Source organism: Variovorax sp. CF079, from assembly GCF_900101545.1.
GTDB lineage: Bacteria > Pseudomonadota > Gammaproteobacteria > Burkholderiales > Burkholderiaceae_C > Variovorax.
This window is the reverse complement of sequence record NZ_FMZU01000006.1, coordinates 179,704-205,676: the sequence shown is the minus strand read 5'-3', so window position 1 is coordinate 205,676 and position 25,973 is coordinate 179,704. Positions and strand designations below refer to the sequence as shown.

General features: G+C 68.3%; 25 protein-coding genes and 3 riboswitches. Of the genes, 10 read left to right on the top strand and 15 right to left on the bottom strand.

The features are described from left to right. Positions 1-15: 15 nt before the first annotated feature. Genes BLS74_RS10155 through BLS74_RS10145 form a run of 3 tightly spaced genes read right to left on the bottom strand, consistent with a single transcriptional unit; the run spans position 16 to position 3,494 of the window. Positions 16-669 carry a phosphatase PAP2 family protein gene (locus BLS74_RS10155; protein ID WP_093105233.1) on the bottom strand — a complete coding sequence of 218 codons (654 nt, stop codon included), beginning with the start codon at positions 667-669 and terminating at the stop codon, positions 16-18. Then, positions 669-2,630 (bottom strand): MFS transporter, encoded by a 1,962-nt coding sequence (locus BLS74_RS10150; protein ID WP_093105230.1) that lies wholly within the window; start codon positions 2,628-2,630, stop codon positions 669-671. Before BLS74_RS10150 ends, BLS74_RS10155 begins: the two co-directional genes overlap by 1 nt. 21 nt (positions 2,631-2,651) lie before the next feature. Continuing rightward, a complete protein-coding gene (locus tag BLS74_RS10145) occupies positions 2,652-3,494 on the bottom strand; it encodes a hypothetical protein (protein WP_093105227.1) in 843 nt (280 codons plus the stop codon). Positions 3,495-3,614: 120 nt separating this feature from the next. Here BLS74_RS10145 and BLS74_RS10140 point away from each other — a divergent pair, with 120 nt between their 5' ends. The 3 genes from BLS74_RS10140 to BLS74_RS10130 all read left to right on the top strand — a co-directional run bounded on the left by BLS74_RS10140 (position 3,615) and on the right by BLS74_RS10130 (position 7,509). Further along, complete coding sequence (locus BLS74_RS10140) at positions 3,615-4,349, top strand: helix-turn-helix domain-containing protein (RefSeq protein WP_093105224.1); 735 nt, start codon at positions 3,615-3,617, stop codon at positions 4,347-4,349. 133 nt (positions 4,350-4,482) lie between these two features. Beyond that, a riboswitch (glycine riboswitch) is annotated at positions 4,483-4,589 on the top strand. Positions 4,590-4,668: 79 nt separating this feature from the next. After that, the gene (locus BLS74_RS10135; protein ID WP_170855563.1) at positions 4,669-5,916 is read left to right on the top strand and encodes an FAD-dependent oxidoreductase; all 1,248 of its coding nucleotides are present in this window, start codon (positions 4,669-4,671) and stop codon (positions 5,914-5,916) included. A gap of 27 nt (positions 5,917-5,943) precedes the next feature. After that, positions 5,944-6,045, top strand: a riboswitch (glycine riboswitch). Between the two features lie 4 nt (positions 6,046-6,049). Then, positions 6,050-6,155, top strand: a riboswitch (glycine riboswitch). Positions 6,156-6,240: 85 nt separating this feature from the next. After that, positions 6,241-7,509, top strand: coding sequence for a D-amino acid dehydrogenase (locus BLS74_RS10130; RefSeq protein WP_093105219.1), 1,269 nt, complete (start codon positions 6,241-6,243; stop codon positions 7,507-7,509). Between the two features lie 9 nt (positions 7,510-7,518). Here the strand turns inward: BLS74_RS10130 and BLS74_RS10125 are convergent, their stop codons facing one another. Then, the gene (locus BLS74_RS10125) at positions 7,519-8,403 is read right to left on the bottom strand and encodes a LysR family transcriptional regulator (RefSeq protein WP_093105216.1); all 885 of its coding nucleotides are present in this window, start codon (positions 8,401-8,403) and stop codon (positions 7,519-7,521) included. Between the two features lie 110 nt (positions 8,404-8,513). On the opposite strand from BLS74_RS10125, the gene BLS74_RS10120 reads away from it, so the two are divergent. Continuing rightward, positions 8,514-9,500 (top strand): tripartite tricarboxylate transporter substrate binding protein, encoded by a 987-nt coding sequence (locus BLS74_RS10120; protein WP_093105213.1) that lies wholly within the window; start codon positions 8,514-8,516, stop codon positions 9,498-9,500. 9 nt (positions 9,501-9,509) lie between these two features. Next, positions 9,510-10,685, top strand: a complete 1,176-nt coding sequence (locus BLS74_RS10115; RefSeq protein WP_093105210.1) for a M20 aminoacylase family protein — start codon at positions 9,510-9,512, stop codon at positions 10,683-10,685. A gap of 137 nt (positions 10,686-10,822) precedes the next feature. Here the strand turns inward: BLS74_RS10115 and BLS74_RS10110 are convergent, their stop codons facing one another. From BLS74_RS10110 to BLS74_RS10080, 7 genes are all read right to left on the bottom strand, one after another. Then, positions 10,823-12,091, bottom strand: a complete 1,269-nt coding sequence (locus BLS74_RS10110; protein ID WP_093105207.1) for an FIST signal transduction protein — start codon at positions 12,089-12,091, stop codon at positions 10,823-10,825. 34 nt (positions 12,092-12,125) lie between these two features. Then, positions 12,126-12,899, bottom strand: a complete 774-nt coding sequence (locus BLS74_RS10105) for a PhaM family polyhydroxyalkanoate granule multifunctional regulatory protein (RefSeq protein ID WP_093105204.1) — start codon at positions 12,897-12,899, stop codon at positions 12,126-12,128. Positions 12,900-12,982: 83 nt separating this feature from the next. Next, entirely contained in the window at positions 12,983-13,471 is a 489-nt protein-coding gene (locus BLS74_RS10100) for a copper chaperone PCu(A)C (protein ID WP_093105201.1), read from the bottom strand. 30 nt (positions 13,472-13,501) lie between these two features. Beyond that, positions 13,502-15,814: a TonB-dependent receptor gene (locus BLS74_RS10095; protein ID WP_244503821.1), complete on the bottom strand. Its 2,313-nt coding sequence runs from the start codon at positions 15,812-15,814 to the stop codon at positions 13,502-13,504. 78 nt (positions 15,815-15,892) lie between these two features. Beyond that, positions 15,893-16,249 (bottom strand): DUF2946 family protein, encoded by a 357-nt coding sequence (locus BLS74_RS10090; RefSeq protein WP_093105196.1) that lies wholly within the window; start codon positions 16,247-16,249, stop codon positions 15,893-15,895. A gap of 29 nt (positions 16,250-16,278) precedes the next feature. Further along, positions 16,279-17,283 (bottom strand): TraB/GumN family protein, encoded by a 1,005-nt coding sequence (locus BLS74_RS10085; RefSeq protein ID WP_093105193.1) that lies wholly within the window; start codon positions 17,281-17,283, stop codon positions 16,279-16,281. A gap of 55 nt (positions 17,284-17,338) precedes the next feature. Further along, the gene (locus tag BLS74_RS10080; RefSeq protein WP_093105191.1) at positions 17,339-18,589 is read right to left on the bottom strand and encodes a cystathionine gamma-synthase family protein; all 1,251 of its coding nucleotides are present in this window, start codon (positions 18,587-18,589) and stop codon (positions 17,339-17,341) included. A gap of 52 nt (positions 18,590-18,641) precedes the next feature. On the opposite strand from BLS74_RS10080, the gene BLS74_RS10075 reads away from it, so the two are divergent. Both BLS74_RS10075 and BLS74_RS10070 read left to right on the top strand, forming a co-directional pair. After that, positions 18,642-19,055, top strand: coding sequence for a VOC family protein (locus tag BLS74_RS10075; protein ID WP_093105467.1), 414 nt, complete (start codon positions 18,642-18,644; stop codon positions 19,053-19,055). Between the two features lie 22 nt (positions 19,056-19,077). After that, positions 19,078-20,238, top strand: coding sequence for a toxin-antitoxin system YwqK family antitoxin (locus BLS74_RS10070; RefSeq protein ID WP_093105188.1), 1,161 nt, complete (start codon positions 19,078-19,080; stop codon positions 20,236-20,238). Between the two features lie 171 nt (positions 20,239-20,409). Here BLS74_RS10070 and BLS74_RS10065 read toward each other — a convergent pair whose 3' ends face one another. Genes BLS74_RS10065 through BLS74_RS10055 form a run of 3 tightly spaced genes read right to left on the bottom strand, consistent with a single transcriptional unit; the run spans position 20,410 to position 23,401 of the window. Further along, entirely contained in the window at positions 20,410-21,384 is a 975-nt protein-coding gene (locus BLS74_RS10065) for a Bug family tripartite tricarboxylate transporter substrate binding protein (RefSeq protein WP_093105186.1), read from the bottom strand. Between the two features lie 41 nt (positions 21,385-21,425). Continuing rightward, a complete protein-coding gene (locus tag BLS74_RS10060) occupies positions 21,426-21,656 on the bottom strand; it encodes a hypothetical protein (RefSeq protein WP_093105183.1) in 231 nt (76 codons plus the stop codon). Further along, on the bottom strand, positions 21,653-23,401 hold the full coding sequence (locus tag BLS74_RS10055; RefSeq protein WP_093105181.1) for an FAD-dependent monooxygenase: 1,749 nt from the start codon (positions 23,399-23,401) through the stop codon (positions 21,653-21,655). Before BLS74_RS10055 ends, BLS74_RS10060 begins: the two co-directional genes overlap by 4 nt. Before the next feature lie 74 nt (positions 23,402-23,475). Between BLS74_RS10055 and BLS74_RS10050 the strand changes: the two genes are divergently transcribed. From BLS74_RS10050 to BLS74_RS35650, 3 genes are all read left to right on the top strand, one after another. Then, positions 23,476-24,273, top strand: a complete 798-nt coding sequence (locus tag BLS74_RS10050) for a LuxR C-terminal-related transcriptional regulator (protein WP_093105179.1) — start codon at positions 23,476-23,478, stop codon at positions 24,271-24,273. Between the two features lie 88 nt (positions 24,274-24,361). After that, positions 24,362-24,805, top strand: a complete 444-nt coding sequence (locus tag BLS74_RS10045; RefSeq protein ID WP_280142628.1) for a Fic family protein — start codon at positions 24,362-24,364, stop codon at positions 24,803-24,805. Between the two features lie 14 nt (positions 24,806-24,819). Continuing rightward, the gene (locus BLS74_RS35650; RefSeq protein WP_348272419.1) at positions 24,820-24,927 is read left to right on the top strand and encodes a hypothetical protein; all 108 of its coding nucleotides are present in this window, start codon (positions 24,820-24,822) and stop codon (positions 24,925-24,927) included. Here BLS74_RS35650 and BLS74_RS10040 read toward each other — a convergent pair. After that, complete coding sequence (locus tag BLS74_RS10040; RefSeq protein WP_093105177.1) at positions 24,918-25,940, bottom strand: fumarylacetoacetate hydrolase family protein; 1,023 nt, start codon at positions 25,938-25,940, stop codon at positions 24,918-24,920. The two genes, BLS74_RS35650 and BLS74_RS10040, sit on opposite strands and share 10 nt — an antisense overlap. Positions 25,941-25,973 lie beyond the last annotated feature (33 nt).

The following is a 25,973-nucleotide window of genomic DNA, read 5'->3' as shown; positions in this document are numbered from 1 at the left end:
GCGCCTCCGGTATCTCTAGTCGATACCTTGGCGCACCCGACGGCGCAGCAGGTCGTCGCGCGTGAAGGGCCGCTCGGTACCGGCCAGCCGCACCGCGATCACCCCGAGCGCGTCGTGCGTGGGCGCTGTAGTGCCGGGGCGCAGGAAGAGCATCGGCGAGACCATGCTGATCAGCAGCAGGATCCAATGAAGCCGCGGCGGCGGCCGGTGCTGTTGCTGCCACAGGAAGAACGCGCTGACGGCCGCGCCCAGCGCGAATCCGGCGGCCACCTCCGACTTGGAATGGGCATAGATCGCCAGCCTCGACAGCCCGATGAGCGCAGCGAAGACCCAGCCGAGCGTGGCGGCGGAGACGCGCACGCGCGGTTCCCAATGCGCTGCGGTCAGCCAGAAGGCGACCGGCCAGACGCTGGCCGAGAGCATGGTGTGCCCGCTGATGCCGGTGAAGTTGAGCATGGCGCTGCCGATGCCCCAGCCCATGAAGGCGATCTTCGAAGCGGCCACCATGGCGCCGGCGGAGCCGAACAGCGCGAGCCAGCGCCATGCGATCGGCCGTGTGACCGTCCGCACGCCCAGCCACACGGCAATCCAGGCCGCGACAGGCAGCAGGAAGCCGCTGTCACCGAACCAGGTGATCGAATACCAGAAGCCGTCAGGCAGGAACAGCATCAGCTCGGCTGGCTTTCCAGCAGCCCGCTCACGCGCCGCTGCAAAGCCTCGGGCTGCACCTCGGCGTGGCGCATCGCACTGCCGACATGGAGCCCCACCCGGCTGAAAAAGCCGCGTCGGAACGGACGCACCATGGCCACGTTCTCGCCGTCGCGCACCTCGACGCGGCTGAAGTAGGAGCCCCAGAGATTGGTCAGCGCCATCGGGATCACCGGCGGATCGATGCCCTCGGCACGCGCGGCCTCGAGGATCTTCATCACGCCGCCCTTGAAGGGCTGCAGGCTGCCGTCGCGCGTGATCGCGCCCTCGGGGAAGATGGCGAGCAGATCGCCCTCGCGCAGCACCTGTATCGCGCGCGCGAAGGCTTCTTCATAGGCTGCCGGGTCTTCCTTCTGCGGCGCGATCGGAATGGCCTTGGCCAACCGGAACAGCCAGCCGAGCACCGGCACGCGGAAGATGCGGTGGTCCATGATGAAGCGGATCGGCCGCGGGCTCGCGGCCATCAGCAGCACCGCATCGATGAAGCTCACGTGGTTGCAGACCAGCACGGCAGCGCCCTCGGCCGGAATGTGCTCCTCGCCCTTGACGTCGAAGCGGTAGACGATGCGCGACAGCACCCAGGCCACGAAGCGCAGCAGGTACTCCGGCACCAGCATGAAGATGTAGAAGGCCACCACCGCATTGGCGATGCCGGTAAACAAGAAGATCTGCGGGATCGTGAAGCCGGCCTTGAGCAGCGCGCCGGCGATGACCGCGCTGCCGATCATGAACAGGGCATTGAGGATGTTGTTGGCCGCGATGATCCGAGCCCGGTGCGTGGGCTGGCTGCGCAGCTGGATCAGCGCGTACATCGGCACGCTGTAGAGCCCCGCGAAGAGCGACAGCAGGCCGAGGTCGGCCATCACGCGCCAATGGACGGGCTGGGCCATGAAGGCACCGAGCCCCATCTCCGCCGCGGGCGGCAGCGCGCGCGAGGCGAAGTAGAGATCGATGGCGAACACGCTCATGCCGATCGCGCCCAGCGGCACCAGGCCGATCTCCACCTGGCGGCGGCTCAGGGTTTCGCACAGCAGCGAGCCGATGCCGATGCCGACCGAGAACACCACCAGCAGCAGGGAGGCGACCTGCTCGTTGCCGTGCAGTACCTCCTTCGCAAAGCTCGGGAACTGGCTCAGGAACACGGCGCCGAAGAACCACATCCACGAGATGCCCAGGAGCGAACGGAACACGACCAGGTTGCCGTGCGCCAGCTTGAGATTGCGCCAGGTTTCGCTGAACGGATTCCAGTTGATCACGAGGCCCGGATCGGTGGCCGGCGCGGGTGGAATCGCCTGCGCCACCGCGCGCCCCGTGAGCGCCAACAGCACGCAAGCCACCGCCACCGTGGTGTGGCCGACCTGCGGCAATGCCACGAGAAGGCCCCCGGCCACCTGTCCCAGCAGGATGGCGACGAAGGTCCCCATCTCGACCATGCCGTTGCCGCCGGTGAGCTCCCGCGCATCAAGCACCTGCGGCAGGTAGGCGAACTTGACCGGACCGAACAGCGTGGAATGCAGCCCCATCAGGAACACGCAGCCCAGCAGGACCACGGCGTCCGCACGCATGAAGCCCCACGCCGCCACCGCCATGATCGCGATCTCGAGATTCTTGACGAAGCGGATCATCTTCGTCTTGTCGTACTTGTCGGTGAGCTGCCCCGCGGTCGCCGAGAACAGCAGGAAGGGCAGGATGAAGAGTGCGCCGATGGCCAATCCCGCCATGGCCGGCGGCATCCAGCCCAGCTGCAGCTGGTAGGTCACCATCACGGTGAATGCGAACTTGAAGAGGTTGTCGTTCGCCGCGCCAGCGAACTGGGTCCAGAAGAACGGGCCGAACCTCCGCTGCCCGAGCAAGGCGAATTGATTGGCGTGCGCATGCGCTTCGGGCGCGATGGCAATGGAGGCGTCGACCGGTGCTGTCATGCGAATTCCCTGGCGGGTTCCTCAGGCCGTCACCGCGGCCGCGCCCGGATTGTGCCGCAGCGTCTGCCGCCCCATGGACTGCAACGCATGCAGCACCGGCAGCGCCGCCAGCGCCGCGACCAGGTGCTTGAGGCTGTGGCCCGACATCAGATGATGCGTCGCTTCGTAAATGGCATGGTCCGACAGCTCGAGCAACTTGGCCAGCGCGTAGAAGAAGATCACCCAGCCGAGCCTGAGGCCGATGGCGCCGTCCAGGGGCTTGGCAAGTGCCAGCGCGAGCACCAGCGCCATGCCGCCGAACTGGACCAGCGCCCACGGCAGCACGTTGCCGCTCACCTGGTGGACGGCCACCGCCAGCAGCCCGCCGGTCAGCGTGAACCAGGCGGCCGGCCAGCCGGCGCGGGCGCTGACTCGCTCGCAGACGGCACAGCCGATCAGGCCGGCGAAGGCCACCGCCATGCCGGCGCGGTCCGCCGCCAGCCGCAGGCCGTCGGGCTGCAGGTGGTAAAAGGCCGAGCCGGCGGCGATGAGGATCAGGCCCGCGAAGAACATCCAGGCGCAGTCGAGCGTGTTGACCGGCGGCTGGGCCATGGCCTGGGGCAGCGGCGCGGCGTCCTGCGCCTCCTCGTGCGCCCGTTCCAGCCAGCGCAGCCAGCGCAGCCCCCAGACGCCGATCACCGCGAAAGGCAGGTTGCTCAGCACGTCCATCGCATAGGGCACGCCGTGCCAACCGCGGTCGTCGGCGAAAGGCGCGCCGCCCAGGCCGGGCGCCGGCAGGGCCGGGCCGGCGATCGCAAGCAGCAGGAGCAGGACGAAGAGGGACAAGAGGCCAAGTTCGCGGCGGGTCAGAGAAGGCAGAGGCATGGCGGGCTCCGGGTGATGTGTGTGCGGCGGAATGTAGGTTGTCAACCGCTCCGGGAGCATCGAGAATCGATACGGAGTACTTTTTCACGACCTCAGGTATCAAATCCCAATACTCCCGCCATGAGCACCACCGTCGACCTTGTGCAGGCTCTCAAGAACGAGCTCAAAACCGCCCGCATGACCTATGCGGATCTCGCCAAGTCGCTCGACATGGCCGAATCCAGCGTCAAGCGCATGCTCGCCAAGGGCGACATGCCGCTCACGCGGGTCGATGCGATCTGCCGTGCACTCAAGATCGACTTCGCCGAACTCGCCCGCCGCGTGGCCGATGCGCAGCCGCTGCTCAAGGAATTGACGCTCGAGCAGGAAAAGGCCGTGGTCAAGGACAAGAAGCTGCTGCTCCTGGCCATCTGCGTCCTGAGCCAGTGGACGCTGGAGCAGATCGTGACCGCCTACCGGATCAGCGAGGCCGAATGCATCGGCTACCTCGCGCAACTCGACCGCATCGGCATCATCGAGCTCCGGCCGCTGAACCGCTACCGCCTGAAACTCGCCAAGACCTTCCGCTGGCGCCCGCACGGGCCGGTGATGGACTTCTTCCGCGAGAACGTGGTGCTCGACTACTACCGAGGCGGCTTCGACGGGCCGGCCGAAGGCTTGCTGCTGGTTCACGGCTCGATCAGCCGCTCGCTGGCGCCGGCCTTTCTGGACCGGCTGCAGCGCGTGGCCCAGGATTTCGCCCAGCAACACCAGACCGACCAGAAGCTCTCGCCCAAGGAGCGCGAGGGCTACACGCTGCTGCTGGGCATGCGCAATTGGGAGTTCGAGCTGTTCACCCGCCTGCGCCGCGCGTGACGGCCAGGAAACCGGTTTCTAAGCTAAGATTCTTACCGCAGAAAAGCGGATGCATCGACATCCCACCGTTGGCGCAAACTCCCATGAACGCTCAGGTGAACCTCGCATCGGTTCGAATCACTGCTCATCTAGTCAATTGCCGTCTGGAGAGTCATCACGCCAGGTGATGCGCCGAAGGAGCAAGTCCGTTGCAGGTCGCAGCGGATGAATCTCTCAGGTACCAAGGACAGGGGGAGCGGCATCTGAACCCCGGGTTACGGCAGCTCCGCACAGTGAGCGCCCAGACCCGCCGTTCATGCCATCCCAAAAGGATCTGGACATGCGCGTGGTTGTACTCGGCGCCGGCTTGCTCGGCGTGACATCGGCCTATTACCTTCAACAGCTGGGCCACGAAGTGACGGTGGTCGACAGGCATGCCACGCCGGCCGCCAAGGCGCGCGGGCGCGTCGACACGGTCGTCACGGCCGCGGCCGACCAGCTTCTTCGGCAATCCGCCGCTCGCCGTGCCGCCCGCGCGAAATGGGTGGGGCTGTACGTGCGCCTGCGGCGACGCTTCGCGAAGCTGCTCGATCGCGCCATCGGCGAGGCGCCGAAATCCAAGCCGATCGAACACCTCGTCCGGCTGGGCGCCTACAGCCGCGACATCGTGCGTTCGTTGCGCGACGAAGCCGGCGTGCCCCCGGGCCAGCGCAACCCGGGCCTGCTGAGCATCTACACCGATGCCGACGCCTTCAACGCCCGGCTGGCGCGCGCCTCTCATTGGAAAGATCTGGGATGCGAGGAGCGCCTGGTCTCGGCCGAAGAGGCGCTGCGCATCGAGCCGGCCCTGCAGGCCCTGCGCGGCGAGCTCGCCGGCGCAGCCTATTCGCTCGACGATCCGGCGGCGCGCGACCCGGCTCAGTTCGCGGCCAGCATGGTGTTCCTGTGCCGCGCGGCCGGCGTGCGCTTCCTGACCCAGCACACGGTGATCTCCCTGGAGGAGCGCGCAGGCCGCATCGACCATGTCGAGCTGCTCGATGCCGACGGCCAGCCCGTCGTCCTGCGCGGCCAGGCCTATGTGCTGGCGCTCGGCATCTCCAGCGCGATACACGCCGAAAAGCTGAAGATCGCCATGCCTTTTCGCTTCCTGCGCGAATACATCGTCACGATCCCTCTCAAGGACGCGACCCGCGCACCGCGCGTCGCGCTGCGCGACCGGCAGGGCAAGCTGGGCATCCGGCGCATCGAAACGCCGGGCAGCGACTGCCTGCGGGTCTCCGCCACGGTACGCGCCAGCTTCGACGAAGAGAGCGAGCCCGATTCGGACCGCGTCGACGCCATCCTGCGCCGCATCGAAACGCTGCTGCCCGGCGCGGCCGACACGGCGCATGCCTCCCTCGAGACGGTCGTGCATGCCGTCAGCCGGGACGGGCTGCCGATGATCGGCAAGACCCGCCTGTTCAACCTGTTCCTCAATGTCGCGCCGGGCGCGCGCGGCTGGATCAACGCCTGCGGCGCCGGCAAGTCGATTGCCCGGATCGTGAGCGGCCTCAGGCCCGAGCTCGAGTTCGCCTTCAGAAATCCGTAGCCGCGCGCCTCCTCGCCGCCTTACAATTGCTGCACTGCAGGAGAGCGGGCCGCGGGAAGCGGCTCCACCGAAGGCGCAAACTCCCATAAACGCTCAGGTCGGCTCACGCGATGAGCCTGTACTGCATCAACTGTCAAAGCCGTCTGGAGAGCCATCACGCCATGTGATGCACCGAAGGAGCAAACCTGCTGCGGGCGCAGCGGGTGAATCTCTCAGGTACCGAGGACAGGGGGAGCGGCAACTTGGACGCATGGTCCGGTTGCTTTCTTTTTCGAGCTTCCGTTTCCGTTGCGTTCAAGCGCTGCAACCTCAAAGGTTCTCGAAATGCGCGTGATCGTTCTCGGCGCCGGCCTGCTCGGCGTGACCTCGGCTTACTACCTCCAGCAACTCGGCCACGAAGTGACCGTGATCGACCGGCAGGCCACACCGGCTGCCGAAACCAGCTTCGCCAACGGCGGCCAGATCTCGGTCAGCCATGCCGAACCCTGGGCCAACCCGAGCGCGCCGCTCAAGGTGCTGCAATGGCTCGGCAAGGAAGATGCACCGCTCCTCTTTCGCATCCGCGCCGACATGCGCCAGTGGCTCTGGGGCCTGCAGTTCCTGCGCGAATGCACGCCGGCGCGCACGCGCCACAACATCGAGCAGATCGTGCGCCTGGGCACCTACAGCCGCGACACGCTGCAGCAGCTGCGCCGCGACACCGGTCTCAGCTACGACCAGCGCACCCAGGGCATCCTGCACTTCTATACGACACAGAAGGAATTCGACGGCGCACTGAAGCCGGCCGAGCAGATGCGCGCACTGGGCTGCGAGCGCCAGGTGATCTCGGCCGACGAGGCGGTGAAGATCGAGCCCGCGCTAGCTCACATCCGGCCCCAGTTGGCCGGCGCCACCTACACGGCCGAAGACGAATCTGGCGATGCCAACCGCTTCGCGCGCGAACTGGTCGCACTGGCCTCTGCGGCCGGCGTGAACTTCCTCATGAGCCACACCGTGACCGCGCTGCGCGAAGCAGGCGGCAGCATCGACCACGTGGAAGCGACAGACAACGAAGGCCGCTTCCAGCGCATCCGCGGCGACGCCTTCGTGCTGGCGATGGGCTCGCTGAGCCCGCTCTACGCGACGCCGCTGGGCATCCGGCTGCCGATCTACCCGGCCAAGGGCTACTCGGTCACGCTGCCGGTGAAGGATGCCTCGAAGGCGCACCAGGTCTCTTTGACCGACGACGAGTACAAGCTGGTGTTCTCGCGCTACACCTCGGCCACCGGCGACCGCCTGCGCATCGCCGGCACGGCCGAACTCAACGGCTACGACCGCGACCTGAACCGCGTGCGCTGCGAGGCCATCGTGCGGCGCGTCGAAGAGCTGTTCCCTGGCGCCGGCGACAGCACGCAAGCCCAGTTCTGGACCGGACTGCGGCCGGCGACGCCCAGCAACGTGCCGCTGATCGGCAAAACGAAGCTGCCGAACCTGTTCCTCAACACCGGCCACGGCACGCTGGGCTGGACCCACGCCTGCGGCTCGGGCAAATCGATCGCGCGCATCGTGAGCGGCCTCAAGCCCGAGGTCGACTTCGCTTTCGCCACCTCCTAGGTCTCAGTCTCAGTCGCGCAGCAACTCCTGCATCAGCTCGCGCAGGATCGGCAGCGCCGGCGCCTCGGTGCGCCGGCGCAAGGTCACGAGGCCGAAACGCGCGACGCCATTCAGCTCGGGTTTCATCTTCAGCTCGACCAGGTCTGGCGCCGCCGCGCGAATGGCCAGCAGCACGGCGTCGCTCCGGCGCACCACCTCCACCAGGCTCGGGACTTCCTCGCACTGCAGCGTCACGCAGAGTGCCGGGTGCGCCTCGGGTCCATAGGCTTCGACCAAGGTGCGCGCCACCTCGTCGCTCAGCGGCGTGGAGGCTACGGGATAGCGCTGAACCGCCTCGAAGCTCACCGCGCTGCGAAGCCGCGCGAGCGGATGGCCGCGGCGGCACATGAAGACGCCGCGCATTTCGTGCAGCGCGCTCAGCTCCAGGTCGGCCGCGGGCTTCAGCGAACGCGCATCGACAACCAGCGCATCGAGCGTGCGCGCGCGCAGCGCCTGCGCCAGCAGATCGGTGCCGCCGCGCGACACGACCACGCGCATCTTCGGATGGCGGGTCGCCATGCGCATCAGAAAAGGCGTCATCAGCATCGCGCCGGGACCCGAGCCCATGCCGATGCGGATCACGCCGCCCTGCCCCTCGCGCATTAGCCGGCCGCTGTCGCGCAACTCGTCGGCCTCGAACACCAGCTGGCGCGCGCGGCTCAGCACTTCGCGCCCGAAAGCGGTGAGTTCGTTGCGGCGTCCGACCCGGTCGAACAGCGGCATACCCAGTTCGTCCTCGAGCGCGCGGATGCTGCGGCTCAACGCCGGCTGGGTCAGGTGCTGGGCCTGTGCGGCCTTGCTGAAGGAGCCGCTCTTTGCGAGCGAGATCAGATGCCTTAGTTGAACCAGCGTCATCGTGGGTGCCCGACAAAGTAGTGCATCGAAGTCATGCTAATGCAGACAACAATGCATTGGACGTTCGGATTGACGACTCCTACGATTCGCTGGCATCCACCGGAGCCCCGATGAAACCGTTGTCCCGACCTTCGCGCACCCTACTTCTTGCCGGCCTCATGCTCGCCGCAAGCACGGCCTTCGCGCAGACCTATCCAACGAAGCCCGTCAGCCTGATGGTTCCCTACCCGGCCGGCGGACCCTCCGACGCGGCCGCGCGCATCTTCACCGTGCCGCTGGGCAAGGAACTGGGCCAACAGGTCGTGGTGGAGAACCTCGGTGGCGTCAGCGGCGCGATGGCTGCGCAGAAGGTGCTGGCGGCGCCCGCCGACGGCTACTACATCTTCCAGGGCTCGCCGAACGAGGTGATCCTCTCGCCGCTGGCCAATGCGGCCGTCAAGCTCAAGGCCGAGGACTTCCGCCTCGTGCATCCGGTGACCGACGCCGTGATGGTCTTCGTCGCGCGCAAGGACCTGCCGGCCAACACCGTCGACGAGCTGATCGCGCTGGCGCGCAAGTCCGGCGACGCGCCGCTGAGCTACGGCAGCGTGGGCGTCGGATCGCTCTATCACCTGATCCTCGAGAACGTGCAGCAGCAGGCCGGCATCAAGCTCATGCATGCGCCGTACAAGGGCAACGCACCGCTCCTGCAGGACATCGGCGGCGGCCAGGTGGACTTCGCGGTGCTGGTCTACAGCGCGGCCATGGGCGCGCTGGCCGAGCAGGGCCGGCTCAAGGTGATCGGCCAGCTTGGCGCGCAGCGCTCCGAGCTGCTCAAGAACGTGCCGGCCGTGAGCGAAGGCAAGGAGCAGAAGAACTTCTCCTACAAGATCTGGAGCGGCTTCATGGTGCCGAAGAACACGCCGGAAGAAGTGGTGCAGCGCCTGCACAAGGCGATCGGCGCGACCCTGAAGGACCCGGCCGTGCGCGCCCAGCTCGCGGCCCAGACGCAGGTGGCTTCGGCGCCGATGTCGCTGGCCGAATCGGCGAAGTTCTTCGAGGCCGAAACGGCGCGCTACCGCAGCATCGCCAAGTCGATCAACCTGCAGCCGCAGTAAGCTGGCCTCATGAGCACACTCCTCGAACAATTGCATGCGCAGGCCGGCGAATTCATCGGCCTCAGGCGCGACATCCACCACCATCCCGAACTGGCCTTCGACGAGCACCGCACCTCGGCGCTGGTCGCCGCGAAGCTGGAGAGCTGGGGCTACGCGGTCGAGCGCGGCCTCGGCGGCACCGGCGTGGTGGGCCGGCTGGTGCGCGGCAAGGGCAAGCGCCGGCTCGGCCTTCGCGCCGACATGGATGCGCTGCCGATCGACGAAGCCACCGGCCTCGCCTACGCGAGCAGCCACGCCGGCGTGATGCATGCCTGCGGCCACGACGGCCACACGGCCATGCTGCTGGCCGCCGCACACCATCTCGCCGAACGCGGCCGCTTCGACGGCACGCTGAACCTGATCTTCCAGCCGGCCGAGGAAGGCGGCGGCGGCGCGTTGCGGATGATGGAGGACGGCCTGTTCGACAAGTACCCGTGCGACGCGATCTTCGCGATGCACAACATGCCGGGCCTGCCGCAAGGCCGGCTGGCGCTGCGCGAAGGCCCGGCGATGGCCTCGTCGGACTACGCCACCGTCACGCTCGCCGGCATCGGCGGCCATGGCGCGATGCCGCACCGCACCGCCGACCCTATCGTCGCCGCGGCCAGCATCGTGATGGCGTTGCAGACCGTGGTGTCGCGCAACATCGACCCGCTGCAGATGGCCGTGGTCACGGTGGGCGCCATCCATGCCGGAAAGGCCAACAACGTGATCCCGCAGAGCGCCGTGCTGGAGATCAGCGTGCGCGCGCTCGACCGCGAGGTGCGCGGCAGGCTCGAAGAGCGCATCAAGGCGCTCGTCGCGGCACAGGCAGAGAGCTTCGGCATCAAGGCGCAGATCGACTGGCGGCCCGGCTATGCGGTGCTGGTCAACGCGCCCGAGGAAACCGCCTTCGCGCGCGAAGTGGCGCTCGAACTGCTCGGCCCGGAGCGCGTCACGCTGCAGGCGCCGGCGCTGCCCGGCAGCGAGGACTTCGCCTTCATGCTCGAGCGCGTGCCCGGCAGTTATCTGCTGATCGGCAATGGAGAGGGCGACAGCCACGGCGCCTGCATGGTGCACAACCCCGGCTACGACTTCAACGACGACAACGTCGCCATCGGCTCCGCGTACTGGGTGCTTCTGACCGAACGCTTCCTGCGGGATTGAACTCACCCCCAGGCTCCCCCACTTCGTGTGGTCCGCCAACCCCCTCTCCGGGGGCAACACCAGCGGCCCGGCAAAGCCGGTTCCGCGGTGTTCCCCGCCGGACTCTCGCGCTTTCGCGCACGCAGGGCAGTGAGTTTTCAGTCGTCCGCGGTGAACACGGTCAGCACGCCGGTGTAGCCGTAGAGGTGATGGCGTGCGATCTCGCCGGCGGCGAAGAAGCCGACCAGCGGCACGTCGCCGAGCGCATGGCGCACGATCTGCAGCTCGGCCCCGGGCGCACCGAAATGCGGGCCGCCGCGGCCCGAGCAGCTCACGTACACGGCGCCGGCGATGCGGCGCGCCGGATGGGGCGCGGCCTCGGCTTCGCCGGCTGCGACGGCGCGTGCGGTCGCGAGCGTCTGCTCCTGGGGTTCGAGTTCTTCGCGGACCTCGGCGCACACGCGCATCAGGTCGGCGCGCGCGGCCTGCGCATTGCGGCGGCAGAAGGTCATGCGCATGCCGGCTTCGGCCGTGTCGGCGATCGCGACGCCGCGACGCGTGGGGTCGAGGCCGATGATGTGGCGCACCAGCACGTCGGCGCCGAGGTCGCCGGTGCGACGGATGCTGTCGCTGCCGGCATCGACCAGGCCGACCAGCGTGGCGCGCACGGCATCGATCGCCTCCTGCGGCGCCTCCAGCGAAACGCCGAGCTCGGCCAGCAGCACGTCGAGCGCCGGCTCGCCGTCGAGCCGCAGCAGCAGGTTGCCGTCGGCTTCGGTGATCACGCGCTCGCGCGACACAGGCTGGCAGCCCTGGGTAACCCTGGACACCACACGCACGCCCTCGCCGAACACCACGCCCGAAAGCCCGCCCGAGAACACGCCGCCCGCGGCGCCGTGGCCGCGGATATTGCCGTTGCCGCCGATGGCGAACTGCAGCGATCCGGCGCGGCCCGAGGAGAGGCCGCCGAACAGGTAGCCGGTGTCGGTGCGGCCCGCCATCTCGGCGATCAGCTCGGCGAGTTCGGGCGTGGCCGGGTCGGCATGCACGAGCGCCGTGTGCGCCGCGAAGCCGCTCATCTCGGTGCTGGCGAGCGGCGCCACGCCCGAGAACACGCGGTATTGGTCGCTCGGGAGCTGGCACAGCATCACGCTGAGTGCCGGCTCGTCGAAGTACTCGGCGTTGTTGGCCGAGACGCCGATGCCCACGGTGCCCGACCAGTCGGTGATCTCGGGCAACTCGGCGCCGAGGTGGTCGAGGATCTCCTGCGCATCCTCGGCGTAGTGGTCGGTGATGTAGAGCAGGCCCAGCGTGGGCGAACGTGCGTAGTCGGGCAACGCCATCTGCGCCCGCAATTGGGCCAGCACGAGCCCGGCCGCCATGCGCCATTGCGGATGGGTGGCGTGACCGGAGGGAAACAGCTTCATGGACTCGGCTCTCTGGCGTGGTTCGGTGTGGGGATCAGCGTCCGCGCGCTCGCTTGCGCGCCGGCGCCGTGGATTTCTTGGCCGCGCCGGGCGCAGCCGGCGCCTTCTTCGTGGCGGCCGCGGCCGTCTTGCGTGCCGGCTTCTTGCCCGATGCGGTGCCCATCGCATTGCCGACCGCATCGGCCAGCGGCTTGGCCATGTCCGGCATTTTCAGCTGGGACGCGTCCTGCAGGGCCGAACTGGCGATCTGCTGGAACTGCTGCGTGAGCGCGCCCCACCATTGCAGCGGGTCGACCACGCCGGCGGATGCGTCCGACGATGCGACGGCAGTCGCCGAGGTCTTGCCGCGCCCGTTGCCCCGGGCTGCCGCGACCGGCGTCTCGATGTCTTCGGGTTCGTTCTCCGGCTCGTCCTCCGGTTCCGGCACAGGCGGCGGAGCCGGCGGTGCAGCGCGCGGCGCCGGCGCCGCGACAGGTGCCGTCGCTTGCCGCGTGAACGCGTTGGCCAGATCCTCCATGCGCACATTCATGCCGCGCAGCGTCGAGAGCGTCATCTTCTGCACCTCGAGCGCCTGGATGGTGGCCTTGAGCGCGTGACCGTTCTGCTCCAGCCAGTACTGCACGGTCTTGAGTTCCTGGATGCGCTTGTCGACCTCTTCGACGCTCAAGGTCGGCGCCACCCAGCTCGACAGGCTCGGCATGCCGGGCACCGTGCTCGCGCTCCCCGCAGCACCGCTCGCAAGGCTCTGGAGGAAGTCGAAGCCCGGGACGAACTGGCTGAAGGCGAAAGGCTTGCTCGCGTCGCTCATGGGGAGGTCTCCTGGAGAGTGATTCTTGTCCGGGCAGCTTACTCCAAGGGGATGCGCTTTTGTCGCCGCGGCAGGCGCTAAAGCTAGTGCTTGTGGTTGTGCGCCGGCGCCGCCGCGCCATCGGCCGGCGCGCCCACCTGCAGCTTGAGTTCCAACGTGCTCGTTTTGCCCTTCGCGTCCTCGAAGTGCAGCGTGACCGGCACGCTGGCACCCTTGGCCAGCGGCTGCTTGAGGTCCATCAGCATCAGGTGGTAGCCACCAGGCTTGAGCTCGACGGTCTTGCCGGCCGGCAGATCGAGGCCCGGCACGGCGCGCATGCGCATCGTGTCGCCCTCCATCTTCATTTCGTGTACTTCCGCTACACCGGCCGCGGGCGTCGAGACGCCGACCAGCCGCGCGCCGGCCGGCGCGGTGAGCTTCATGAAAGCGCCGGTCCCGCTCTGGCCGGGCACCGACTGGCGCACCCAGGCGTCGCGCACCTGGACGGCGGCGGGTGTTTGCGAAAAAGCACCGGCGGCACCCGTCAAGGCGGCGCAGAGCGCGAGGGTTCTGATGGCGATCGAGAGGTTCATGGGGACGGTCCTTGGGAGTGTGAGTCAAAGTCAAAGGTCGAACTTGAGTTCGGCCACGAAGGTGCGTTGCGGGTAGGGGTGGAAAGCCCAGTACTTGTTGTTGTTGAGGTTGTCGATGCCGAAGGCTGCGCTCCACTGCCTGTCGATCCGATAGCGCACGCGCACGTCGGCGACGAAGTACTTGCTGAAGCCCATGTAGGCGGAACCGTTCGGATCGCTGTTGTCGAGCGAACCGTACTGCCTGCCGCTGTAGCGCGCGCCGATGGAGTATGACCAGCGGGCGTCGGGCCGGTAGGTGGCGAGCAGCGTGGCGCGGGTGCGCGGCACGCGCGGCTGCGCTTTGCCCACGCTGGCGGGAAAGCCGCGGTTGGCGGTGATCTCGGAATCGGCCAGCGTCAGGCTGGCGGAGAGGTCCAGCCCCTGGATGCCGACGTCGACGCCCTGGAAGGCGAGCTCCAGTCCGCGGGTGCGGATCGCATCGACGTTCTGCACCGTGGTGACGCCCGGGCGCAGCTGCTGGCTGTAGAGCGCGTCCTTCGTCCGTTCGAAAAACAGCGTGGTGCGCAGCAGGCCGTCGATGCCCCAGCGCTTGAGATCGCGTTCCGCGCTCAGCTCGGTCGTGACCGAACGCTCGGGCCGCAGCGTCGGGTCGCTGTTGCGGATGGTGTTGCCCTCGATCGAGCCCTGATAGAGCTCGCTCACCGTGGGCATGCGCACCGCGCGGCCGGTCGATGCCTTGAAGAGCCACTCGGGCGAGGCCTGCCAGGCGATCGCGGCCTTGGGCGAGTTGTAGCTGTCGGTACGGGTCGGAAAGGCTCGCACGGCCGTCGCGTTGGCGAGCGTGCCGCCGTCGGCTTGCCAGCGCTCGTGGCGCAGGCCGAGCGTGGACTTCCAGTTCCGGGCGAAGCGCCACGTGTCCTGCGCGTAGAGCGACTGCAGCTCGGTGTTGCCGGTGAAGGCCGAGAAGCGGCTCGTGGCCCCGCCCTCGATCCAGTCGGGCGTATTGCTCACCAGCGTGCGCAGCTTGTAGCGCTCCTGCTGGAATCCGAAGTCGAGCACATGGGCGCCGATGCCCTCTGCGGACCCGCTCGGACGCCAGGTGCCGGCGGCCTTGAGGGTGTTCCAGCCGGTGCCGTCCATGTCGGTGATACGCCCCGCGCCGCCGTAGAAGGCAGCGGGCAGCGCCGCAGTCGGCGTGCGCGCGATGTCGCTCGCGTAGTCGAACAGGCTGGCCGCGACCTCCCAGTCGAACTGCCCCAGCGTGTTGCTCTTGACCGAGAGGCCATGCATGGTGTGCCGCAGATCGGTCTGGGTCGGGGCGAAGGCGGCGCTGGGCGTGTCGAGGTTGTAGACGCGGCCGGCGATGTTGACGCGGCCCGAATAGACCGGCTGGCCGAAGCGGTCGCGCAACCAACTGTCGACCGTGCCGCTCGTGCTGTTGTTCCAGGTGCCCAGCGTGTAGGTGGCGCGCAGCGTGGGCGAGAAATCGTAAGCCAGCTTGATCTTGGCCTGCTCCTGGGTCGTGTCGTAGATCGTCGTGCCGCCGAGCAGCCACCAGGGCTGGTTCGAAGAGTTGAGCCCCGGTACCGCGCCGGTGACCGGCGTGCCGGCACTGCCCACCGTGCCCGCGCTCAGCAGACGGTTGGCGAACACCAGCGCCTGGCCCTTGCTTTGCGTGCGGCTCAGGCCGAGCCACCACGACCAGTCGCCGCTGCGGCTGCCGAGCGAGAGATCGACCTGGTTGCCGGCGGGCGAGGAATGGCTGCCGTAGAGATCGAAGTTCGAGCGGAAACCCGTGAGCTTGGCATGCGCCTCGAACTGCGTCGGCATGCGCGTCACGTAATCGACCACAGCGCCGGCCGAGTTGCCCGAGTAGGCGGCCGAGAACGGGCCGTAGAGCACATCGACGCGCTCGATCTCCTCCGGCGAGACCATGCCCCAGCGCGGCGCGAAGGTGGCGCCGTTGCCCAGCAGGTTCGACAAGGGGATGCCGTCGGCAAACACCAGCGAGCGGGCGCTGTTGCCGGTGCCCGAGGCACGCGTCGCGAGCACCGCGTGGTTGAAGTCGCCGATGTAGCGCTTGCGCACCACCAGGCTCGGCAGGTACTTGAGCGCGTCCTCGCTGTCGGTGGCGTTCACCGTCTCGCCGATCTGCTCGCGCGTCACGCCTTCGATGGTGGTGGGAATCTGCGTCGGCAGCGAACTCGGCCGGCCACCGGTCACGGTGACGGTGCCGAGGGAACGAATCAGGCCTTCAGGCGGCGATGCCGCGTCTTGCGCCATTGCCGGCGCGGCCCAGGGAACGGCCACGGCGAACGCCAGGGCCAGGGATTTCTCTCTCACGGATTCTCTCCAGAACTTCAGGCCAGGTCGGCCGGCAGCCGGCACCCCGCGGGTGCTGCGCTGCGACGAATGAAAAGTTCAGGAGAAGGAAGGCGGCCCGCGCGCGGGCAGCGGCGCGGCGGTGGCCGCGGCGATGCGTGCGGCCGGAATGGGCTGGACCGCATGGGCCAGCGGGAGAGGACTCGGCAGCGCAACCGCTGCTGCGGGTGGCGGCGCGCCGGTCAACACGCACAGCGGGCAGTCCATGTGGCTCATGCCCAGCTCCTGCGCGCCGTCGTCGGTCTGCACGACCATCTTGACGGCGCCGGCACTGGAACAGACCAGCTCCACCGCCTGCGGATTCACGATCGGCGAGGCGACCGCCACGCCCAGCGACAGCGCGAACCACAGCAGCACGAAGCGGCCGAGGTGGCGGGCGTGGCGCAGGCAGGACATGAGGCGGCGATTATCGGCCAGTCCTGCGCTCAAGGGCCGGGCACTACCGCCGTCACGCGAAAGCCGCGCGCCGCCAGCAGCGCCGGCAGGCCCGTCGGTCCGACCATGTGCAATGCGCCGACCGCGCCGAACACGCGCTGGCCCCGCGCATGCAGGCGCGCGATGCCATCGGCCAAGCCGGGGTTGCGATCGTCGAGCAGGCGCTTGAGCGCGCGCCGATCGGCGGGCGTGCGCATGCAATCGCACCATTGCGTGTAGCTGTCGAGCCGCGCCCAGTCGTTGCGCGCCCAGGCCTGCGCCAGCTCGCCCGCCAGCGCGCCGGTCCGGCCCGATTCGAGTTCGTCGAGGGCCTGGTCGATCTGCTCGCCCTCCTCCGCCTCGGAATCGCCGCCGAGCATCTTCAACTGGTCCGCTGCGGTCTCGAGCGCGACGATGGGCTTGCCGCGGGCGCGCGCCAGGCCGGCGAGAAAGGCCTCGCTGCCGTAGTCGCCATACAGCCCCTCGGAGCGCGCCGCGAGCATCGACAGCGTCGTGACCTGCAGGATCGGCCGCAGCCGGGCCAGCGCGCCCTGGGGCAGGCAGGCGGCGGCAGCTTGCCGGTCCAGGCGGCGCTGCCGTTCCGGCGTGAGCACGCGCGCGCTGACCGCCTGGTCAGCTGGCGCGCTGAACACGGCCAGCGTCGCCGGATCGAGCAAATCGAGTTCGAGTGCCAGCGTGTCGCTCTGCATCAGCGCGCGCAGCACGCGCGGCCCCGGCACCATCCACTCGGCCTTGCCCAGGTGCATGGTGCCGTAGAGCCAGGAGCTGCGGCCGTCCTTCTCGATGCGCCACAAGAGGCCGCGGTCGATCGCCTGCTGCATCGCGCGCCGCATGGCCTCGGCCGACAGGTCGGGCATGGCGGCCGGCGGCGGGCAGAAGGGCTTGGCGCTGCCTTCGCCGGCCGCAAAGGCGGGCGCGGCGCCGGCGCACAGGAACGCGAAGCCGAGGGCACACAGCGGACGATGCCAGCGCAGGCGGGAAAGCCAGCCGGTCATCAGGCAACCTCCGCGCTGCGCGCTGCGGTATTCGCCTGGGGAGCGGCCCGGCGGCTCATGCCAGCGCCGCCGCGAAATCGGCGACCAGATCGCTCTCGCGCTCGAGCCCGACCGAGACGCGGATCAGCCCCTCCGCAATGCCCATCTCGGCCCGCCTCGCGAGACCGGCCTCCCAGAAGATGGTCGGCGCCACCGGAATGATCAGCGTGCGCGTATCGCCCATGCCGGTCGCCTTGATCGGGATCTGGAGCCGGTTGATGACGGGTATGCAGGCCTGCGGATCCTGCAGCTCGAAGGACAGCAGCCAGGCGCCCGAAGCGAAATGTGCGCGCGCCAATGCATGCTGCGGATGCGATTCGAGCATCGGGTAGTGCACGCGCGCCACCGCCGGATGGCTCTCCAGGAAGCGGGCCAGCGACAGGGCCGTCGCGCTGCTCTGCGCGACGCGCAGGGCCAGGGTTTCGGCGCCGACGGCGATGCGATGGGCATGGTCCGAGCTCAACGAGCCGCCCAGGTCGCGCAGCCCCTTCTTGCGCAATTGCACCAAGCCCCACTGCTTCGCATCACCCTGGCGATAGCCGGCAAAGATGTTGGGGAAGCCGCTCCAGTCGAAGAGGCCGGTGTCGGTCACCGCACCGCCAAGCGCATTGCCGTGGCCGGCGATGGTCTTGGTCAGCGAGTTGAGCGACAGGCTCGCGCCCACCGTCTTCGGCCGGAACAGGGCCGGCGAGGTGATGGTGTTGTCCACCACGTAGACGAGGCCGCGTTCGGCGCAGAGCCGGCCGATGCCCGCCAGGTCGGGCACCTGCGTGCCGGGGTTGGCGATGGTCTCGACGAACACCATGCGGGTCGCGGGCGTGAGCGCATCGGCCACCGCTGCCGCCGACGACGCGTCGACCAGGCCCACTTGAATGCCCAGCCCCTGGAGCGTGCCCAGCACGCTGTGGGTGTTGCCGAACAGATGACGACTCGCGACCAGGTGGTCGCCTGCGCGCAGCAGCGTCAGGAACACGGCCGAGACCGCGGCCATGCCGGTCGCGAAACAGACGGTGCCCACGCCCTCCTCGAGCGCCGTGAGCTTGGCCTCCAGCGCCGCGGTGGTCGGCGTGCCCTGGCGCGCGTAGTTGAAGCGGTTCTTCAGCGTGCCCTGGAACACGCCAATCAGGTCTTCGACGCGCTCGTAGCCGTACTGCACCGACGGGTGCACCGCCATGTGCACGCCGCCCTGCTCGACGCCGAAATGACGGTCGGCGTGCAGCAGCCGAGTGGTGGGATCAGGGGCGGGAGAGGCGGCGGGCGAGGTCATCGGAGTTGTATCCATGGGTGTCAAAGCGAAGCAGCGCGGCTATGCTTGTTACATGCGCAGCATATTTCACCTTGCCTTCCATGTCCGCGATCTCGATGAGGCGCGGCGCTTCTACGGCGGCCTGCTCGGCTGTACCGAAGGCCGCAGCACCGACACCTGGGTCGACTTCGACTTCTTCGGCCACCAGATCTCGCTGCACCTCGGCGAGCCCTTCGCCACCTCGCGCACCGGCCACGTCGGCGAGGTAATGGTGCCGATGCCGCACTTCGGCATCGTGCTCGAGCTGCCCGCGTGGCGCGCGCTGGCCGAGCGCCTGCAGGCGGCCGGCACCGACTTCGTGCTGAAACCGCAGGTCCGCTTCGAAGGCCAGCCGGGCGAGCAATGGACGATGTTCTTCTGCGACCCCTTCGGCAACCCGATCGAGGCAAAGGGATTCCGATCGCTGGACACCGTCTACGACGCATGACCTGAACTTCATCCGCTTCGCCATGGTCACTTCTCTGCGCATTGCCGGACTCGTTGCCGTATTCGCCGCCCTCTTCCATCCCGCTGCGCACGCGGTGCAGGACTGCGAGCTCAACGGCCAGAGCGTGAATCCGGCCAACGGCAACACCACCGCAGGCAAGACCGGCCTCATGCGCTGCAAGGACCGCGACAGCGGCGAGCTGATGCGCGAGCAGCAGATCCAGAACGGCGTCTTCATGGGCCTGGTGCGCTACTACGACAAGGGCAAGCTCGTGAAGGAGCACAGCGTCAACGCCAACGGCAACATGCAGGGCCGCGCACGCGAGTTCTCGCCCACAGGCCGCGTGCTGCGCGAGGCGATCTACGAGAACGGCCATGAAACCGGCCTGACGCGCAGCTTCCATCCCGGCGGCCAGGTGCGCCGCATCGCTTTCTATGCCGAGCCGGGCGAACGTGCCTCGGCCGAGTTCACCGAGCGCGGCCAGTTGTCGGCACTGCGCTGCGGCGACAAGCCGATGTTGGCGCCGGCGGTCGACGATGCACGGCTGTGCGGCTTCGTGAACGGGCCCTCGCAGGTGGAGCTGTTCGACAGCAAGGGCACGCTGCGTTCGCGGCTGGCCTATGCGGCCGGCAAGCGGGTGCGCAGCGAGGAGCTCTACGACAACGGCAAGCCTTCGGTGCAGGACGAGATCAGCGGCAACCAGCGCACCGAACGGCGCTGGTCTTCGGATGGCATCAAGCGCCGCGAAGTGGTCTTCCTGCTGGTCGAACGCGGCGCGATCAGGCAGCGCGAGCAGGAGTTCTCGGAAAAGGGCACGCTGGTGCGTGACCAGCGCTGGAACGCAGCCGGCGAGCCGCAAAGCGACGAGAGCTACTACCTCAACGGACAGCCGCGCAGCAAGGCCCGCTACGGCACGGCCGGCGATGCGCGCCAGCTGGAGATCACCGAGTTCCACGACAACGGCCAGCGCGCCGCGCTCGGGCGCTACCTGCTCATCGACCGGTTCCGCCGCATCGCCGTCGGCACGCACCAGCGCTTCAGCGACAAGGGCACGTTGATGGCCGAATCGATCTACGACGACAAGGGCCGCGTCACGCGCGAACGGACCTGGGATGCCGACGGCAAGCCGGAGCGCGACGACGAGGTGTTCGAGGACGGGTCGCGCAAGGCCTTCGCGAAGTAGCGCTCACCCCCCAGGCTCCCCCACTTCGTGTGGTCCGCCAACCCCCTCGCCGGGGGCAACACCAGCGGCCCGGCAAAGCCGGTTCCGCGGTGTTGCCCGAACAGGCCTGGCTTCGCCGGCCGCGAGGGGGTCATCGCTGCAGACCTAGCCACCGAGCTGCTGATGAAGTCTTCAATCCAGCTTGATCCCCGCCGACTTGATGATCGGCCCCCAGCGCTTCGACTCGGCGCGCGACAGCGCAGCGAATTGCTGAGGCGTCCCCGGCATCGCCTCCATCCCGAAATCGCTGAAGCGCTTCTGCACTGCCGGCACGCCGAAGGCGCGGTTCAAGTCGGCGTTGAGCTTGGCGACCACGGGCGCCGGCAAGCCGGCCGGGCCCAGAATCCCCTGGAACGCGAATACCTCGCTGTTGGGCACGCCCACTTCGGCCAGCGTCGGCACCTCCGGCAGCAGCTTCGAGCGCGCGCCCGAACCGATGGCCAGCACGCGCACCTTGTTGCCCTGCATGATCGGAAGGCCCGAGGCCAGGTCAAGGAACATGCACGGCACCTGGCCGCCCATCACGTCGGCCATCGCCGGCGCCGCGCCGCGGTAGGGAATGTGCGTGATGAAGGTCCCGGTGCGGTTCTTGAACATCTCCATCGCCAGGTGGTGCGGCGAGCCGTTGCCGGGCGAGGCGTAGTTGACCTTGCCGGGGTTGGCCTTCACGTAGGCCAGAAAGGCCTTGAAGTCCTTGGCCGGGAAGTCCGGATGGACCACCAGCGCGAGCGGGAACCTGCCGATGGCGCCGATGTAGCTGAAGTCCTTTTCGGGGCTGAAGGGCAGCTTGCTGAACAGGTATTCGTTGAAGGCCAGCACCGCGTTGTCGGCCGACATGATGGTGTAGCCGTCGGGCTTGGCCTTGGCGACCAGGTCGGCGCCGATGTTGGTCGAGGCGCCGGGGCGGTTGTCGATGACGATCTGCTGGCCCAGCGTCTGCCGCATGGCTTCGGCCAGGGTGCGCGCGATCACGTCGGTGCCGCCGCCGGCCGGATAGGGCACCACCCACTTGACGAGCTGCTCGGGGTAGTTCTGCGCGCGCGCCCACGGTGCGGCAGCGGCAGCCGCGCTGGCGGCAAGGGTGGTGAGCAGGGTTCTGCGATCCATTGGAAAAGTCTCCTGGGTTCTAGTGAGTTGGCGTGAAAGGGTCAGCTCGCGCGCTCGTCGGCCGGCGCGGCAGACAGCGAGGGTGTGGGCAGTCGGTCCAGCGCATGCGCCAGCGCGGCCCGGCAGCGCGCTTCGTCGCCGACCTGCTCGAACAGCAGCAGCGCGAGCCGGGCAAGGAACAGCGATTCTCGTTCCACGCCCGCCTCGCTGATGGCGCGCGCGCAGTCGGCGTAGAGACGGTCGCGCGCTTCGGGGCTCAGTGCAGCAGTCATGCGGCCTCCTTTGTTGCCAATGCGGACGCACGCGCCAGGGCCTGCGAGAGCGCGCCCGGCGGCACGCGGCGCCAGCGCGCGGCGACGTGGCCGTCGGGGCGCAGCAGATAGACGGCGCCGTCCTGCGCGCCCAGGGCCGCGAACACCGCGGCATCGGCGGCGCCCGGCGGCAGCTTGCGCAGCACCGCCTTCAGCGGGCCGGCCTGCGCGGCCGCGAGTTCGGCTTCGAGCGCGGCGTCTTTTTTGCGATCGATGTTGAGCACGAGCACGGTGAACATCGGACCCAGCCAGTCGGTGAGATGCAGCTCGGCCGACAGCTGCTGCTCGGGCATCGCTTCGCCCGGCTTGGGTCCGGCCGAGAGTTCGTCGCTCGCGCTGGACAGCGCCGAGGCCTCGTATTGCACCGCCTGCGTCTGCCGCGGATTGATCAGGTTCGCGATCTCGCGATGCGCGCCCGAGAGCGAAAGCGCGGCTTCGCGCAGCAGGTCGAAGCCGCGCGACGGCGGCGACATGAATTCGGTGCTGCGCATCGCGCTTTCGGCATTGATGTGGAAGGCCGCGATGCGCTCCTGCGAGTAGCTGTCGAGAAGCGCGGCATCGGACACGCCGCGCGCCACCAGCGCCAGCTTCCATGCGAGGTTGTCGGCATCGTCGAAGCCCGAATTGAGGCCACGCACGCCGAAGATCGGCATTGCGTGGGCGGCATTGCCGGCGAAGAGCACGCGCCCGTGGCGGTAGCTGTCGAGCGTCATCGCGCCGGCGCGGTAGACCGAGGTCCAGACCGTCTTCCAGGGCAGGTGGCCTTCGCCGATGGCTTCCAGATGGCGCTGCACGAATTCCTGCACCGCAGCGGGCTGCAGCGCCTCCTCGGTGCTCTGGCCGGCGCGCAGCTGGTAGTCGATGCGCCAGATGTCGTCGGGCTGGCGATGCATCAGCACGGTCGAACCCGGGTTCCAGGGCGGATCGAACCAGGCGCGGCGCTCGGTGGGGTGCGTGCTGTGCAGCTCGATGTCGATGATCACGTAGCGGCCCTCGTAGGCCGTGCCCTCGAGATTGAGGCCCAGCGACTTGCGCACGAAGCTCTGGCCGCCGTCGCAGCCGACCAGCCACCGGGCCTGCAGCGCGTAGCTGCCGAGCGCGTTGTGCGCCTGCAGCCGCAGACCTTCGTCATCCTGCGCGAAGCCGGCGAGCTCGGTGCCCCAGCGGATGTCGATCGTTCCGGGCGATGTTTCGTTGCGGCGATGGATCGCGTCCACCAGGTACTGCTCGATGTAGTACTGCTCGAGGTTGATCATCGGCGGCAGCTTCTGGCGCTCGTCGTGCGGCATCTCGAAGCGGAACACCTCGTCGGTCTTGTAGAAGCTACGCCCGCCGGTCCAGGGCAGGCCCTTGGCCAGGAAGGCCGGCAGCGCGCCGAGCCGTTCGATGATCTCCAGGCTGCGGCGCGAGACGCAGGCCGCGCGGCTGCCGACGCAGACCGTGTCGTCGGCTTCCAGGATCACGCTCTTCATGCCGTGGTTGGCCAGGCCCAGCGCGAGCGACATGCCGACCGGGCCGCCGCCGGCGATCACGACCGGATGGCGGCCCGGTTCGACGCCGTCCTCGAGCGCCGGCAACCGCGGATCGAAACGCGTGTAGTGGAAGTCGCCGACCGACGGCGGCAACTCGCCGGCCACCGGAGGCAGCGGCCCGGTGGCGGCATCGCCGGCGCGCGCGGCGGGCTTCGGGGCGACAGCGGTGTTCATGCGAAGGGATTGTCCCGATGCCTTCCTTCCGCCGATGTCGTAACTTCGTACGAAGTGTTAACCCTGAGATCCCCATGAGGCGCTGGCCTCTTCGCGCCGCCGAGCATGCGCTGGCGGCCCCCGTGGTCAGCGGCGTGCTCGCCGGCGTCGGCACGCCGCACCTGGCGGCCAGCTACCTCGGCGCCATGCACCGCGTGCTGCCGGTGACCTTCTGCACCGTGTTCGCGGTGAGTGCCACCGGCCGCATCGAAACGGTGTCCGCTGCGAGCACCTACGGCAACACGGCCGAGCGCACTTCGGAGCGCTACGTGGCGCAACGCTTCGACCTGCTCGATCCCAACATGGTCTGGTTGGCGAAGCGCAAGCTGCCCAAGCGCCCGCAGCTGTGGCTCGGCCACCAGCGTGCCGAGGAGGTGGCAGACCCGGCCTATCGCGCCGCCTGCTACGGCGACGTCGGCATCCGCGAGCGTGCCTCGATCCTGCTCTTGTTGCCGACCGGCCAGCGCACAGCGGTGAGCTTCTACCGCAGCCTCGCCCAGCCCGATTTCGGCGACGCCGATTTCGCGCTGCTCGAAACGCATGCCACGCTGCTGGCCGATGCCACGCTCGCGCACGGCCGCAGCGCCATGGCCGCGCGCGAGGCTGCCGAGCCCACGCTGGCCACGCGCCTGCTCGCTCTGAGCCTGCGCGAGCGGGAGGTGATCGGCCACCTGATGGCCGGCAAGACCGCCAAGGAAGCGGCGCGCGAGATCGGCATCGAGCTCACGACGGTGCGGACCCACCAGTACCGCGCGTTTCGGCGGCTGGGGATCGGAAGCCTGAAGGCCTTGCTGCGCGGTGCCTCTCAGCCGATCGTGTCGCCAAAAGCGTAAATTTGTGACACGTTCCAACTTCATGTCGCTGGCAGCGACGCGCAAGGGCCGACATGTTGTCAAAATCAAAAAATGACGACACGTTGAATTGACCTGTCGCCGCATGGCGGTGGGCCACTACCAGTTCGAAGCCATCCACCCCGTCACCGACGGAAACGGCCGCACCGGCCGGGTGATCAACATCCTGGTGCTGATCCAGGAACAATTGCTCGCGCTGCCGGTGCTCTACCGCTACATCATTGCTCACGAGGCCGACTACTACCGGCTGCTGCAGAAGGTCACGCGCGAACAGGCCTGGGAGGAATGGGTGCTCTATATGCTGCGGGCCGTCGAAGAAACCGCGCGCTGGACCACGAACAAGATTGCAGCCATGCCTGGTCTCGCCGAACACACCACCGATTACGTGCGCCAGAAGCTGCCCAAGATCTACAGTCGCGAGCTCGTCGAGACGATCTTCGAGCAGCCTTATTGCCGCATCGGCAACCTGGTCGACAGCAGATCGCGCAGCGCCAGGCGGCGTCACGCTACCTGAAGGATCTGGTCGGCGTGGGCGTGCTGGCAGAAGTCCAGGCGGGCAAGGAAAAGCTCTTTACCCATCCCAAGCTCATTCAGCTTCTGAAGCGAGATGGAAACGAATTCGCGCGTTATGGCTGACCGGTGCTGCCCGGCGCCGACACTTCCTGATCGATCGCCCCGAAGATCGACTGCCCGTCCTTGCCCTTCATCTCGATCCGGATCGTGTCGCCGTACGTCATGAACTCGGTCGCCGGCTGGCCGTCCTGGATGGTCTCGATGCAGCGCTTCTCGGCGATGCAGCTGTAGCCCTTCGGCCATTCGGTGCGGCCGTTCTTCTCGACACCCTTGTTGCTTACCGTGCCGCTGCCGACGATGCTGCCGGCGCGCACGTTGCGCGTCTTGGCGATGTGCGCGATCAGCTGGCCGAAGTGGAAGGTCATCTCCTCGCCCGCGTCGCACATGCCGACCTTGCGGCCGTTCCAGGTGCTCTGCAGCGTGAGGTGTACGCGGCCGCCCTGCCAGGCCTCGCCCAGCTCGTCCGGCGTAACGGCCACCGGGCTGAAGGCGGTCGCGGGCTTGCTCTGGAAGAAGCCGAAGCCCTTGGCGAGCTCGGCCGGGATCAGGTTGCGCAGGCTCACGTCGTTGGCGAGCATCACCAGGCGGATGCCGTCGAGCGCTTGCGCGGGGCTCGCGCCCATCTTCACGTCGCCGGTGACGACGGCGATCTCGGCCTCGAAATCGATGCCGAAGGCTTCGCTCGCGACCACGATGCGGTCGCAGGGGCCGATGAAATCGTCGCTGCCGCCCTGGTACATCAGCGGGTCGGTGTAGAAGCTTTCGGGCACCTCGGCGTTGCGCGCCTTGCGCACCAACTCGACGTGGTTGAGGTAGGCCGAGCCGTCGGCCCACTGGTAGGCGCGCGGCAGCGGCGCCATGCATTGCGTGGGATCGAAGGGGAAGGCGTGGCGCGCGCGGCCGGTGTTGAGCGAATCCGACAGGTCCTGCAGCTGCGGGCTCATGAAGCCCCAGTCGTCGAGCACCTGCTGCAGGCGGCTGGCGATGCCGGTGGCGTAGTGGGCGCTGGCCAGGTCGCGCGAAACGACGACCAGTTGGCCGTCGCGCGAGCCGTCTTTGAGGGTGGCGAGTTTCATGGGTGGCGGCGGATGCCGGCACGGCATCGCTAC